Annotated in this window: 12 protein-coding genes; 10 read left to right on the top strand and 2 right to left on the bottom strand. The window is 67.3% G+C overall.

What is annotated here, in order from left to right:
• The 5 genes from AB1346_00150 to AB1346_00170 all read left to right on the top strand — a co-directional run.
• Positions 1-851 (top strand): CpXC domain-containing protein (locus AB1346_00150; protein ID MEW6718844.1); only part of this gene is annotated, 851 nt, incomplete at its 5' end.
• Positions 848-1,489, top strand: coding sequence for an ankyrin repeat domain-containing protein (locus AB1346_00155; GenBank protein MEW6718845.1), 642 nt, complete (start codon positions 848-850; stop codon positions 1,487-1,489). The genes AB1346_00150 and AB1346_00155, both read left to right, overlap by 4 nt.
• A 280-nt stretch (positions 1,490-1,769) precedes the next feature.
• On the top strand, positions 1,770-3,671 hold the full coding sequence (locus AB1346_00160) for a PAS domain S-box protein (protein ID MEW6718846.1): 1,902 nt from the start codon (positions 1,770-1,772) through the stop codon (positions 3,669-3,671).
• A complete protein-coding gene (locus tag AB1346_00165; GenBank protein ID MEW6718847.1) occupies positions 3,668-5,179 on the top strand; it encodes a 5'-nucleotidase C-terminal domain-containing protein in 1,512 nt (503 codons plus the stop codon). Before AB1346_00160 ends, AB1346_00165 begins: the two co-directional genes overlap by 4 nt.
• Positions 5,180-5,192: 13 nt before the next feature.
• On the top strand, positions 5,193-5,405 hold the full coding sequence (locus tag AB1346_00170) for a hypothetical protein (GenBank protein ID MEW6718848.1): 213 nt from the start codon (positions 5,193-5,195) through the stop codon (positions 5,403-5,405).
• 45 nt (positions 5,406-5,450) lie between these two features.
• Here the strand turns inward: AB1346_00170 and AB1346_00175 are convergent, their stop codons facing one another.
• On the bottom strand, positions 5,451-7,046 hold the full coding sequence (locus tag AB1346_00175; protein MEW6718849.1) for a methyl-accepting chemotaxis protein: 1,596 nt from the start codon (positions 7,044-7,046) through the stop codon (positions 5,451-5,453).
• 131 nt (positions 7,047-7,177) lie between these two features.
• On the opposite strand from AB1346_00175, the gene AB1346_00180 reads away from it, so the two are divergent.
• From AB1346_00180 to AB1346_00200, 5 genes are all read left to right on the top strand, one after another.
• Positions 7,178-7,801, top strand: a complete 624-nt coding sequence (locus AB1346_00180) for a CBS domain-containing protein (protein ID MEW6718850.1) — start codon at positions 7,178-7,180, stop codon at positions 7,799-7,801.
• A complete protein-coding gene (locus AB1346_00185) occupies positions 7,798-8,334 on the top strand; it encodes an HPP family protein (protein ID MEW6718851.1) in 537 nt (178 codons plus the stop codon). The genes AB1346_00180 and AB1346_00185 overlap by 4 nt, the downstream gene beginning before the upstream one ends.
• A gap of 61 nt (positions 8,335-8,395) precedes the next feature.
• A complete protein-coding gene (locus tag AB1346_00190; GenBank protein MEW6718852.1) occupies positions 8,396-9,892 on the top strand; it encodes an efflux transporter outer membrane subunit in 1,497 nt (498 codons plus the stop codon).
• Positions 9,889-11,010, top strand: a complete 1,122-nt coding sequence (locus tag AB1346_00195) for an efflux RND transporter periplasmic adaptor subunit (protein ID MEW6718853.1) — start codon at positions 9,889-9,891, stop codon at positions 11,008-11,010. The genes AB1346_00190 and AB1346_00195 overlap by 4 nt, the downstream gene beginning before the upstream one ends.
• A gap of 3 nt (positions 11,011-11,013) precedes the next feature.
• Positions 11,014-14,079, top strand: a complete 3,066-nt coding sequence (locus tag AB1346_00200; protein ID MEW6718854.1) for an efflux RND transporter permease subunit — start codon at positions 11,014-11,016, stop codon at positions 14,077-14,079.
• A gap of 1 nt (position 14,080) precedes the next feature.
• Here AB1346_00200 and AB1346_00205 read toward each other — a convergent pair.
• Positions 14,081-14,505: SAM-dependent methyltransferase (locus tag AB1346_00205; protein ID MEW6718855.1), on the bottom strand; the 425-nt coding region annotated here is incomplete at its 5' end.

Below are 14,505 nucleotides of genomic sequence, written 5' to 3' on the forward strand. Positions count from 1 at the left end.
CGAGGGGCGCCATGGCATTGAAGACGACGTACGACATCCGGTGCGGCTGCGGGGCTGCCTTCACGAAGGAGATATTCGAGTATGTTCTCGCCGAGCACGATCCGGAGTTGAGGGACGCCATCCTCTCCGGCGAGTTCAACAGGATCGTTTGCCCTTCGTGCGGCCGCGGACTTTCCGTCGGGACCCGGTATTTTTACAGGGACGAGAAGAACCGGCTGTCCGTCTGGGTGTGCCCGAGGGAGGATGAGCAGAAAAGGAAGGAGCTTGCCAGGGAGCTGATCGAAAAGAACGCCTGCCTGGAGTGCCATCACACGGACGGCACGGATCCCGGAAGGAAGCTCCTGGTCTTCGGCAGGGAGGCGCTGGTCTGCCTTCTGCTGAAGGCGGATCCGGACCTGCGGAGGACCGAGGGGAGGTGCCTGAGACGCAATCCCGCGGTCCGGCTGATCGTGGAGGGACGGGACGCCCCGGGATACCTCGTGCTCTGCGGGAAGAAGGTCCGGGTCGCCATCCATCTGCGGTACCCTCCGGAACAGGCAGGGCTGCCGGATGGAACGGAGGAGCGAGGGAGATGGCTGCGGCACTATTCCTTCGGGATGAACATCCATAACCCTTACAGTTCCTTCCTCGATCCGCGGAGAAAATCGGAATGGGAAAGGATCCGAAAGGAGGAACCGGCCGGGGAGCCGAAAAACGAGTACGAGGATTTCGCCGAATCCTGGGCGTTCTGCAGGCTGGATGCGAAGAGATTCGGGGCACGGTGCCCGGAAAGGCGCAGATTTCTCGACGGGCTGAAGGGCGTGAACATCCCGAGGAAGGTGCGCCCCCTGCGCGTCGGGCGCCCCGGGTGAGGCGCCGGGCTACGGCGGCGGCCCTGTGTTTCCTCCTGGCCGGAACGGCCGCTTTCGCGGACCCGATCCACGAGGCCGCAGGCGCCGGGAGGATCGAGAGGATCCGCGCCCTTCTCTCCGGCGGCGCGGACGTCAACGCCCGATCCGATGGCGATGCGACGCCTCTACACGAGGCGGCGATGTGGGGCCATCGTGACATTGCCGAGCTGCTCCTGGCGAAGGGGGCGGAGGTCGACGCGAAGGACGCGAACGGAATGACGCCGCTGCATCTCGCGGCGAACGGGGACCATGCGAACGTCGCCGCGCTCCTTGTCGGAAGCGGGGCAGCGGTCGATTCGAGAGCGGGCAACGGATGGACCCCCCTCCACGTCGCCGCGGCCTGGGGCCATACGAACGCCGCGAAGGTTCTCATCGACGGCGGCGCCAACGTCAACGCGCGGGCAGACGGTGGGCGCGCGGGGCTGCGGGTGACGGGTGGTGCAGGAAAGTGCCACAAGGATATCGCCGCGCTGATCCGGAAAAAGGGGGCGGACGTCCCCGCGGCGGGAGGAGCGGGCATGACGCCCCTGGGAGTGGCGCTGCGGAACGGCCAGAAGGACATGGCGGAGCTGCTGAAGAAGAAAAACGCCGCGGAGTGAAACCGGCTTCCGTCGTCCGCATCGTACATGCGTAGAAGGAATATTACGGCGAAACGGGGGGCGACATCATGTGCAAGACCTGCGGATGCGGCGGCAAGAAGTAACCTGACGGAAGCTGTTTCGGCGAAGTGAAGGCGGGGAGGCGGGCACCATCCCCGCCGTTTTTTTATATTCCCCGCGGCGCCGTGCCGCGCCTTCCCACCATTGCTAATGCGCCGCCCGAAACGGTTGAACAAGGGACGGCGTTGGGAAATACTGTCTTCATCGATGGGGGGAGGGTATGGGGGAACTCACGAGGGCTCTTTCCGGTTTCGAGCGCATCTCCGTCATCCGGATCGGCCCGGAAGGGGAGATCCTCTGCGCCAATCCGTGCGCCTGCGAAACCTACGGGTACTCCGAGGAGGAGTTCCGCGCCCTTCGGGTGTTCGACCTCGATCCGGACCTGCGGGCCGATGAGTGGCCCGGCTACTTCGTGGAGTTTCGGGTCGACGGCGCCTCGCGGTTCGTGCGCCGTCACCGCCGAAGGGACGGCTACGAATTTCCCGTCCAGGTGGTCGCCCATCACGTCACGTTCGCCGGCGGCGAGTCCGTCCTTGCCTTCCTGCAGGACATTTCCGCGCAGATGCAGGCGGAGCGATCCTTGCGGCGCGCTCTCTGCGTGATCGACGGGATCTGGGATCCGGTGTACTGGATCGGGTCCGACGGGGCGCTGATGTACGTCAACGACGCGGCATGCCGCTTCCTCGGATACGACCGGGACGAGCTGCTCCGGATGACGCTGTTCGACATCAACCCGCGGTTCACGAAGGACACGTTCGAGGAATACTGGAGCAACGTCCGGAAGCAGGGGAGGTGGCTCGTCGAGACGGTCCAGCGGACCCGGGACGGGCGGGACATCCCCGTCGAGGCGGCGGTGAACCGGATCCACTTCGAGGACGAGGACTTCAACTGCTCCCTCGTGCGGGACATCTCCGAACGGAAGCAGGCGGAGATTGAAAGGGAGGCGCTGGAGGAGCAGCTTCGCCAGGCGCAGAAGATGGAATCCATCGGGCGCCTCGCCGGCGGGATCGCGCACGACTTCAACAACATGCTCACCATCATATTGGGCTACGCGGAACTGATGAGAAAGCGGCTCGCCGGGGACGATCCCCTGCTGAAGTACCTGACGGAGATCGAGAAGGCGGGGGGGCATTCCCGGGACGTCACCAGCCAGCTTCTCGCGTTTTCCCGGAAGCAGGTCATCGCGCCCGGGACGGTGAACCTGAACGAGCTGCTGGACGAGATGCAGAAGACGCTGCTCCACCTGATCGGCGAGGACATCCGCCTGCGCATCCGTCCCGCGGCCGGCCTCTGGAACGTACGGATCGATCCCGCGCAGTTCGGCCAGGTGCTCGTCAACCTCGCCCTGAACGCGCGGGACGCCATGCCGAACGGCGGCCATCTGACGATCGCCACGTCCAACGAGCGGCTCGACGGAAAGGAGCGCTCCGGCGCCGTCCGGACGCAGGAGGATTACGTCCTCCTCGAGGTGACGGACACGGGATTCGGAATGGACCCGGATACGCTGTCGCACATCTTCGAGCCGTTCTTCACGACGAAGGAAATCGGGAAAGGCACCGGTCTCGGACTATCCACGGTGTACGGGATCGTGCGGCAGAACGGCGGACGGATCGAAGCCGTGAGCGAGCAGGGAACCGGGACGACGTTCCGGATCCGCATCCCCCGGCTTGCGGAATGCGACCTCGCGGATCCGGCGGCGGAAGAGACGACGGAATGGCGGGAGGAGTCGCTGTCCGGAACGGTCCTCCTGGTGGAGGACCAGGCGGCGGTTCGCGGCCTGGCGACACGGATGCTGGAGGAGACCGGCCTGACGGTCGTCGCGGCGGAATCCCCCTTCGAGGCGCTCTCCCTCCTGAGAGACGAGGACCGACTCTTCGATCTCCTGCTGACGGACGTGGTGATGCCCGGGATGAACGGCCGCGAGCTGGCGGAGATCGCGGAGGCGGAGCGGCCGGGGATCGCGGTCCTTTTCATGTCGGGGTATTCGCAGGACCTCTTCGTGAACCGGGGCATTCTGGAAAAAGGGGCCCATTTCCTCACCAAGCCGTTCAACCGGAGCCGGCTCGTCCGGGCGGTCAGGGATGCGCTGGATCCAGGCGCGGCCTGCGGCGGGATCTCATGAAGCGCCCGGCCGCCTTCCTGGCCGCGCTGCTCCTTTTCTTTATCGCGCAGGCCGGTTTCTCCCTCGAAGGCGCGTCCGTCCGCATCACGCTGCTGCACGTAAACGATTTTCACGGCAGGCTGCTGCCGGTCCCGCCGAAGGGTGGCGGCGAAGAGGCTCCGACGGGCGGCGCGGCGCTGCTCGCGGGGCGCATCCGGCTGGAGCGGGAGAAGAATCCGGAGGGAACCGTCCTCCTTTCCGCGGGCGACATGTTCCAGGGGACCCCGGTCTCCAACCTGTTCCGGGGGGCGCCGGTCGTCGAGATCATGAACGCGCTTTCCTTCGACGCCATGGCGCTCGGGAATCACGAGTTCGACTGGGGGCGGGACGTCCTGAAGGGACTCGCCGCCAAGGCCGCGTTCCCGTTCCTGTCCGCGACGGCCGTCGACAACGCGGGGCGCACCCTTCCCGGTGTCCTGCCGTACGTCATCCTGGAAAGGAAGGGGATCCGGATCGCCGTCGTCGGTGTCTCCACTCCCGAAACGCCGTACACCACCAAGCGGGAAAACGTGGAGGGACTGACGTTCCTCGACCCGGCCGCCGCTCTGCCCGGGCTCCTGCGGCGGCTGCGGTCGGAAGGGGCGGATATCGTCGTCGTGCTTTCCCACCTCGGGTTCGACGAGGACCGGAGGCTGGCGGAAGCCGTTCCCGGCATCGACGCGATCGTCGGCGGCCATTCCCACACCGCGGTGACGACTCCCGTCCGGGTCGGCGGGACCGTGGTGGCCCAGGCAGGATCCCACGGGATGTACCTGGGGATCGTACGGCTCGATGTGGATCCGCGGGACCGCAAGGTGTCCTACCGGGAGGCGGGGAGCGGGCTCCTTCCGGTCTCCCCGACCGCCGCGCCGGCCGACCCGGAGATCGCGCGCATCGCCGGCGGCTACCAGGCCCGGCTTGCGGCGGAGTTCCATAAGGCGGTCGGCGCGTCCGCCGTGGACCTTGTTCGCGACTACCGGCGGGAATCGAACGTTGGAAACATGATCGCCGACGCGATGCGGGAGGCGACGGGCGCGGACGTTGCGTTCATGAACGCGGGCGGGATCCGGGCGGACCTGCCGAAGGGGGATATCACCCTGGAGCAGATGTACACCATTCTTCCTTTCGAGAATACGCTGCTGACCGTAGGGCTCACGGGGGAGAGGATCCTGTCGGCGCTGGAGAAGAGCGCCGCCCTGGACAGCGGAATGCTCCAGGTGTCGGGGGTCCGGATGAGGATCGACCTGTCCAGGCCCGCGGGAAGCCGGGTGTCGGAGGTCCGCATCGGGGGGGAGCCGCTGGATCCCGCAAAGCGCTACCGGGTCGCCCTGCACGATTTCCTCGCCTCCGGCGGCGACCGGTTCGACGCGTTCCGGGAAGGCGCCGACCCGGCGGACGGAGGCAACTTCAGGGACGCCGTCCTCGAGTACCTCCGGGCCCGTTCGCCGGTGAGCCCCCGGGTGGAGGGGCGGATCACGATAGTTCCGTAAACGGAGGCCCCGGATGGGAGACCGCGTGCAGGTGTTCGTGAACGGGAAGCCGGAGACCCTCTACCGGGGGATGCGGGTCCGGCACGCTCTGATCGCCCGCGATCAGGCGCTTTACGATGCCGCGGAGCGGGGAGAGCTGCGCGTGGAGGACGGGAACGGATTTTCCCTCGACCTCGACGGGGGGCTGACGGACGGGATGAAGATCCTTACGAGACCGGCCGGCTGAGAAACCGGGGCCTCTCCATGAGGGGAGAGACCCCGGCGGGTCTTGTCAGGTCCGGAACCAGCTCGCCGAGTCGTTGAGCTGGGCGGCCATGCGGGAGAGGTCGGCGACGGTCACGCGGATCTGCTCGATCGACGACTCGGTCTGCCGCGTGATGTCGGCGATCCCCTCCATGTTGGAGGACATCTGCTCGGTGGCGGCGGACTGCTCCTCGGCCGCGGTCGCGATCCGCTGGATCATGTCCGTGGACACCGCCGAGGCCGCCACGATCCGCTCCAGCGCCGACCGCGCCTCCTCCGCCAGCGCGACCCCCTTCTCCACCTCCACGATCCCCGTCTGCATTCCCGACACCGACAGCGCCGTCTCCTCCTGGATCTTCTCGATCATCGCCGCGATCTCCTTGGTCGCCTTCCCCGTGCGCTCCGCCAGCTTGCGCACCTCGTCGGCCACCACCGCGAACCCACGCCCCGACTCGCCCGCCCGCGCCGCCTCGATCGCCGCGTTCAAGGCCAGAAGGTTCGTCTGGTCCGCGATGTCGTTGATCGTGTTGATGATCGCCCCGATCTCCTTGCTCGCCTTCCCCAGCTCGCCCACCGTGTTCGCCGACTCCTTCACCGTCCCGGCGATGCCGTGCATCCCCGCCACGGTGTCCTCCACCTTCTTGCGGCCTTCTTCCGCGATCCGGCTCATCTCCTTCGACGAGTTCGACGCCTCCGCCGCGTTCTTGGCCACGTCCATCACCGTCTGCGAGACTTCCGTGATCGCCGCCGCCGTCTGCTCCGTCTGATGGCTCTGGTCCTTGGCGCCCTTTGCCAGCACTTCCGTCGTCGCGGAGACCTGCTCCGAGCTGCTCGCCAGCGTGTTCGTCATCCCCTTGATCTCGCCGGCGATCCTGCGCAGGTCCCCCATCATCCTGTTGAACCCCTGCGCCATCCGCCCCACCTCGTCGTCGGTCAGCACCGGAACGTCCTGACTCAAGTCGCCCTCCGACGCCTTTACGGTGACCTCGCTCAGGGAGAAGACCGATTTGAGGATCTTCCGGATCGTGAGCGCCGCGACCGCCCACGCCATGCCGATCCCGATGAGGAGGCCGACGACGAGCAGCCACTGTCCGCTTTTCGCCATGGTGGCGTCTTTTTCGAAGTTTCTGTTCTGCGTGTTCAGGGTGGACTGCCCCATCTCGCGCAGCACCTTGAAGAGCGGGACTTCGATGTTGGAGTACAGGGAGTCGACCGCCATGGGGTCCTTGCCGGACATCGTCGCCTCCAGCATCTCCTTCCCCTTCTGCTCGTAGGGGCCCAGCTCCGCCTCGACTTTCTTGAGGATCTCGCGCTCTTCCCGGGTCTTGGCGAGTTTCGCGTACCCCTTGATCTGCTCTTTCAGCTTGCCCATTTCTTCGGTGAACGCCTTGGAGCTTTCCGAATCCATCCGGGTCATGTAATTCTTGGTGGCCAAAACGGCCTTGGCCAGCGCGACCTCCGACTCCATGGAGGCGGAGTACCGCGCGACGTCGACGCGGACCAGCGTCTCGTAGTGGCCCAGAAGCCACCGGACCGACAGGACGGCTCCGGCCGTGCCGACGATCATGATGAGCGACATGATCCCGACCAGGCCGTACATCTTTTTCGAAAGCGTCAGTTTCATGGCGGTACCTTTCCCCGGCACGAGATATGCTCCCTGTCGACATATATCGGAAGTTCATCGAAACTCTTTAGTTATTCCCCGTCGGGCGTTTCCGTTCGACATCGCGGATCGTTGCTGGTATCCTCCCCCGCATGGAAAAGAAGCCGAGGTTGAGCGGAAACGGGATGCCCGTGCCGGGGCTCACCGACGCCGACGTCATGGAGGCCATGAAATCCCTTTCGTCTTACATCGACATCACTCCGGGCGATTTCAAGGAGATGTACGGGGTCGCGTTTCGCCTCGCGGTCGAGCGGTTCACCCGGTCGGTGAAGGCGCGCGACATCATGACCCGGTCCGTCACCGCGGTGCGACCCGGGGATTCCCTGGATGAGGTCGTCGGGACCATGAGCGCGGCGGGCGTCTCCGGCGTGCCCGTCGTCGATCCGCAGGGGAAGGTCCTCGGGATCATCTCCGAAAAGGACGTGATGCGGCGGGCGCTGGGCGGAAGGGAAGGAAGCATCATGACCCTCATGACCGGATGCCTGCGGGCGAACGGATGCATGTGCCTGAGGGTCCGGGGAATGGCCGCCCGGGAGATCATGACCTCCCCGGCCGTGACGGTCGCCGCAGAGACGACGCTCGCGGAGATGGCCGACCTGCTGGCGGGCCGCCGGGTGAACCGCCTGCCCGTGACGGACGCGGAGGGCCGCCTCATCGGGATCCTCGCCCGGGACGATATCGTGAACGCGATGATGAAGCTGACGAAATGCTCCTGAGCTACCTCCGCAAGATGAAGGGGAACACGCAGAGTCCTCCGCGGGTTTCCTCGCGGGAGATCCTGCTGTCCTGGCTGGGGGGGATCGCCGGGATCGCCGCGGTGGCGTTTTTGAACGACCGCTTCGTGGCGGGGACGGGGCGCCTCCTGATCATCGCGTCCTTCGGCGCCTCGGCGGTGCTGATCTTCGGGGCCATCAAGAGCCCGCTGGCGCAGCCGAGGAACCTGGTCGGCGGGCACGTCCTCTCGGCCCTCGTGGGCGTGACCGTCTTCAAGCTGCTCGCCCCATGGATGTGGCTGGCCGCCGGCGTGGCCGTGGGGACCGCCATCGCGGCCATGCACGCCACCAGGACGCTGCATCCGCCCGCAGGGGCGACGTCGCTGATCGCCGTGATCGGCGGGCCGAAGATCCACGCGCTGGGTTATTCCTACGCGCTGCTGCCCGTCGGGGCGGGAGCGCTGGTGCTGCTTGCAGTGGCGCTTCTGTTCAACAACCTCCCCGATTCGAGGAAATACCCGGAATACTGGGTCTGACCCGGCATCCCGGATCCGGCGGGAAGCATCCCAAGGGATACTTGTGGAGGAATCGCATACCTTGGGCCGGCTTCATGCATATAACGGATGGGCGGCGGTCTCGTCGGCGGTCGCCGTGGGGATGCTTATCGGCGGGTGCGCCGTCGGCCCGGATTTCCGGAAGCCGGACGCTCCCGCCGCTTCTTCCTATACGGGGAGTGCGCATCTCCTGGAGACGGCCGGCGCGGCAGGGACCGGCGGCGCCGTTCAGAGGTTCATCCCGGGCGGCGAGGTCCCATTCCGCTGGTGGGAGCGGTTCGGCTCCGAGGCGCTGGACCGGTGGATCCGGGAGGCGTTCGCGAACAACCCGACGCTGGACGCGGCAGAGGCGTCGCTGCGGCGGGCGCAGGAGATCCGGCGCGCCCGGTCGGGCGACCTGCTTCCCGATGTCGACGCCTCCGCATCGGGGTCCCGGCAGCGGATCTCGGGGGCGTCCTTCGGACAGGCGGGAGCCCGCCCCAACCCCTTCACCCTCTATAACGCATCGGTCGACCTGTCGTACGCGCTCGACCTGTTCGGCGGGACGCGGCGCGAGCTGGAGGCGCTGCAGGCGCAGGTGGGATACCGGAGGTACCGGCTCGAGGGGGCGTACCTCACGCTCGCCTCCAATATCGTGACCGCGGCGGTCCGGGAGGCGTCGCTGCGCGGCCAGCTCAACGCGACGCGGGAGGTCGTCGCCATCGAGGAAGAGTACCTTGCGATGATCGAAAAGAAGTTCGAGCTGGGCGGGGCGACGCGCGCGGACGTGCTCGCCCAGCGGGCGCTCCTGGCGCAGTCGCGGGCGAATCTCCCCTCCATCGGGAAGCGGCTCGAGCAGACGCGGCATCTGCTTGCGGTCCTCGCCGGCAGGCTCCCGGGCGACGCGGCGGAGATGCCGGAGTTCTCCCTGGAAGGGCTGCGCCTGCCCGGGGAGCTTCCCGTCAGCCTTCCTTCCTCGCTGGCGCGGCAGCGTCCCGACATCCGCTCCGCGGAGGAGCTGCTGCACGCGGCGAGCGCGTCGGTCGGCGTCGCCACGGCGGACCTCTATCCGCGAGTCACGCTTTCCGCACGGTACGGTACGGAGGCAACGCGGGCAGGCGACCTGTTCCGTCCCGGTACCGCCGTCTGGGGGCTGGGGGCGGGCCTCCTGCAGCCCGTCTTCCGCGGCGGCGAGCTGGCGGCGATCCGCCGCGCCGCGATCGCCGGCTTCGACGAGTCGGCGGCGCTGTACCGGGAGACGGTGCTGCAGGCGTTCCGGGAGGTGGCGGACGTTCTTCGGGCGCTGGAATACGACGCGATGACGCTCAAGGCGCAGTCGGAGGCGGAGGCGGCCGCGCGCGAGTCGCTGGAGATCGCGAAGGCGCAGTTCCATATCGGCGCGGCCAGCTATTTCTCGCTGCTCAACGCGCAGCGGCAGTATCACCTCGCCCGGATGCTGCTGGTCCAGGCGCAGGCGGCGCGGTTCGCGGACACCGCCGGGCTCTTCCAGGCGCTCGGGGGCGGATGGTGGAATCGCGAAGAGGGGACGTTCCCGAAATGAAGAAACGCATCCTGGCATCCGTTCTCGGGCTGGCGTTCGTTCTCGCCGCGCTGGCCGCCGTCAAGATCCTCCAGATCCGGGCAATGGTGGAGCAGGGGAAAAAGATGGTCCCTCCCCCGGAGACGGTGACCGTCGCCGCGGCGGCGGAGGAATCCTGGGAGGTCTCGCTCTCGGCGGTGGGATCGCTTGTCGCGGTGCAGGGGGTCACGGTGGCCGCCGAGACCGCCGGGAAGGTCGTGGAGATCGCGTTCGAATCGGGAGGCAGGGCGAAAAAGGGAGACCTGCTGGTGCGGCAGGATACCAGCGTGGAGGAGGCGCAGCTTCCCGGCGCCGAGGCGCAGGAGAAGAAGACGCTGTCCGACCTCGCGCGCGACATCGAGATGCTGGAGCGCAACATCATCTCGCGGGCGGACTACGATGCCGCGGAGGCGGCCCACCGGCAGGCGGTGGCCCAGGCGAACTCCCTCCGCGCGACCATCGCGAAGAAGGCGATCCGCGCGCCCTTCGCCGGCCGTATCGGCATCCGTCAGGCGAACCTCGGCCAGTTCCTGAGGGAGGGCGACCCGGTCGTCACGCTGCAGACTCTCGATCCCATTTACGTCGACTTCGCCCTTCCCCAGCAGGAGCTGGGCCGGCTGCGCGCCGGCCTCCCGGTCCGGGTCTCCAGCGACGCGCTTCCGGGCCGGGAGATTTCCGGCCGCATCACGACGGTCAACCCGCTGGTGGACGCGGAAACGCGCAACGTTCGGGTGCAGGCGACGCTGGAGAACCCGGGGGAGGCGCTGCGGCCGGGGATGTACGTGACGGCCCGGGTGGTCCTTCCCGCCCGGGAGAAGGTCGTGGTGCTTCCGGCCACTTCCGTCCTCCATGCGCCTTACGGCGACTCGGTCTTCGTCGTCGAGGATGCCGGGGACGGGAAGGGCGGAAAGGCGGCCCGCCAGCTCTTCGTGCGGCTCGGCGAGAAGCGGGGCGACTTCGTAGCCGTCACGGAGGGGTTGAAGAAAGGGGAAGCCGTCGTCAGCACCGGAGTGTTCAAGCTGCGCAACGGCCAGGCGGTGACGGTCGACAACCGCCTCGCCCCCAGATTCCGGATCGCTCCCCGGCCGCCGGACGGGTGACCGATGAAGTTCACCGACCTGTTCATCCGCCGCCCAGTCCTGGCGATCGTGGTCAACCTGCTGATCGTCATCGCCGGGATCCAGGCCATGCGGACGGTGAACGTCCGCCAGTACCCCCGCAGCGAGAACGCGACGGTGACCGTGACCACGGTGTACGTCGGGGCGAGCGCGGACCTGGTGCGCGGGTTCGTCACGACGCCGCTGGAGCGCGCCATCGCCGCGGCGGACGGCATCGAGTACATGGAATCGCAGAGCGCCCTCGGCCTCTCCACGATCACCGTGCGCCTGCGCCTCAATTACGATTCCACCAAGGCGCTGGCGGAGATCGGCTCCAAGGTGGACCAGGTGCGGAGGGACCTTCCCCCGGAGGCGGAGGTCCCGACCATCAACATCGAGTCCGCGGACAGCCGGTTCGCGTCGGCGTACCTCAGTTTCAGCTCCGGCATCCTCCAGCAGAACGAGATCACCGACTACCTCACGCGCGTCGTCCAGCCGCGCCTGTCCGCCCTGCGGGGCGTGCAGCGAGCGGACATCCTCGGCGCGCGCACCTTCGCCATGCGCATCTGGCTCAAGCCCGACCGGATGGCGGCGCTCGGCATCAGCCCGGCGCAGGTACGACGAGCCCTGGCGGCGAACAACTTCCTGGCCGCCCTCGGCCGGAGCAAGGGGGAGTACATCCAGGTCAACCTCACCGCCGACACCAACCTCGAGACGGCCGGCGAGTTCCGGCGGCTGGTGGTGCGGGAGCGGAACGGGGTGGTGGTCCGGCTCGACGACATCGCAGACGTGGCGCTGGGGGCGGAGGATTACGACACCGAGGTCCGATTCTCCGGGCAGACCGCGGTGTTCATGGGGATCTGGCCGCTTCCGAACGCCAACGCGCTCGACGTCATCAAGCTGGTGCGGAGGGAGATGGAATCGATCCGGGAGGAGCTGCCGACCGGGATGGACGCCCGCGTGGCCTACGACGCCACCGACTACATCTCGAGCGCCATCCGCGAGGTGCTCAAGACGCTCGGCGACACGCTGGCGATCGTCATGATCGTCATCTTCCTGTTCATCGGCTCCTTCCGCGCGGTGCTGGTCCCGGCCATCGCGATCCCGCTGTCGCTGGTCGGCGGCGTGTTCCTGATGCAGGCCTTCGGGTTCACCCTGAACCTGCTCACCCTGCTGGCCATCGTCCTTTCGGTCGGCCTTGTCGTCGACGACGCCATCGTCGTGCTGGAGAACGCGGAGCGCCACATCCGGGGGGGGATGACGCCGCTGGACGCGGCGCTGACCGGGGCCCGCGAGCTGGTCGGACCGGTCATCGCCATGACCGTCACGCTTGCGACGGTGTACCTGCCGATCGGCATCCAGGGGGGGCTGACCGGGTCGCTCTTCCGGGAGTTCGCCTTCACCCTGGCGGGAACGGTCGCCATCTCCGGGATCGTCGCGCTCACCCTCTCCCCGCTCATGTCGGCCCGGCTGCTGAAGCCGGACGTGGAGGAGCACGGTCTGGCCCGCCGGATCTCGCGCGATTTCGAGCGGCTGAAGAGCGTATATGGCCGCCTGCTCGACAGGACGCTCGCTGCGCGGCCGGCGGTGTACACGGTGTGGATCGCCGTCTCCCTCGCGGGGGCGCCGATGTTCCTCATGTCGGCCAAGGAGCTGGCGCCGATGGAGGACCAGGGCGTCATCTTCGGCATCCTCGACGCGTCCGCCGAATCCACCCTGGACCAGAACAGCCTCTTCGCCGCCGAGGTTAACCGGGTCTTCATGAGCGAGCCGGAAACGGAATACACCTTCCAGGTGACCTTTCCGAGCTTCGGATTCGGCGGGATGGTCGTCAAGCCGTGGGATCAACGGGAGCGCGACATCTTCAAGATCCTGCCGAGCGTCCAGGAGAAGCTGCAGAAGATCCCCGGCATCCGGATCTTCCCGACGACCCCTCCCGCCCTGCCGGGAGGCGGCGATTTCCCCGTCGAGTTCATCCTCGCGTCGACGGCGGAAACCGGGCAGATCCTCGAGTTCGCCGAGCGGCTTCGCGAGAAGGCCATCGGGAGCGGGATGTTCGCGTTCCCGCCGCTGATCGACGTCAAGGTCGACCAGCCGCAGACCGAATTCGTGATCGACCGGGACAAGGTGGCGTCGCTGGGGCTCAACCTGGAGGCGGTCGCGGGGGACCTGGCCGGGCTGGTCGGCGGCGACTTCGTGAACCGGTTCGACATCTCCGGGCGCAGCTACAAGGTCATTCCGCAGATCCAGCGGATCGGCCGCCTCAATCCGTCGCAGCTTCGGGACGTGCACGTCACCGGCCCGAACGGCGGGCTGATCCCGCTGAGCACCATCGCCGACCTGCGCGATTCGGTCGTCCCCCGCTCGCTGAACCGGTTCCAGCAGTTGAACGCCGTCAAGATCAGCGGAGTGGCCGTCCGGCCGCTGGACGAGGCGCTGCGCTTCCTGGAGGACGAGGCGGGAAAGATCCTGCCCAGGGGGTACGTCATCGACTACACCGGCGAATCGCGCCAGCTCCGCACGGAGGGGGCGAAGTTCCTGCCCGCCTTCAACCTGGCCATCCTCCTGATCTTCCTGGTGCTGGCGGCCCAGTTCAACAGCTTCCGCGACCCCTTCGTCATCCTGGCGGGATCGGTGCCGCTGGCTGTTTTCGGGGCGCTCCTCTTCACGTTCCTGAAGATCCCCGATCCGAACGTCCCGTTCTGGACGAGCGGATGGACCACCACCCTGAACATCTACTCGCAGGTCGGGCTGGTGACGCTGGTCGGGCTGGTCTCGAAGAACGGCATCCTGATCGTGGAGTTCGCGAACAAACTGCAGCTCCAGGGGGAGTCGAAGCAGGCCGCGGTGCGCCAGGCGGCCCTGATCCGCCTGCGCCCGATCCTGATGACCAGCGCTGCGACCATCGCGGGGCATTTCCCGCTGACGCTGGTCTCGGGAGCGGGGGCGGCCGCGCGGAACTCCATCGGGCTGGTGCTGGTCGGCGGGATGTTCGTCGGGACCCTGTTCACGCTGTTCGTCGTCCCGTCCATCTACATGCTGGTGGCGCGGGACCACGCCGGGAGCCGGTGACCTACTTCACGGCCTCGACGATCAGCGTGCGGCCCAGGAGCATGGGCGCATCGTTGATGGCGGAGAGGATAGGGCGGTTCTCGTCGAACACGGCCGCGTTCTTTCGCTCCATCCGGCGGAAGACGGGGATCTCCAGCAGCTTCACGGCGGGGTAGAGGAGGCACGCCAGCGCCATCGCGCTGCGCTTGTGCTTGTCCGTGTGCATCCGCACTTCCCGGAATCCCGCTTTCCGGAGGATGTAGGCGAGGTAGTAGTAGGAGACGGGGTGGACGTGGCTGTCCTGAGGATTGTCGCTCGAGATGGGCAGCGGGTCGCACAGCACGGGGAAACCGGTCGCAAAGGCCTTCAGGCGGCTGTTCAGGTTCAGGATGTTGGGCGTCGTGACGACGGCGGTCCCGCCCGGCTTGAGGATCCGGAATAGCTCCC

The organism is Thermodesulfobacteriota bacterium (genome assembly GCA_040758155.1).
GTDB lineage: Bacteria > Desulfobacterota > Deferrimicrobia > Deferrimicrobiales > Deferrimicrobiaceae > UBA2219.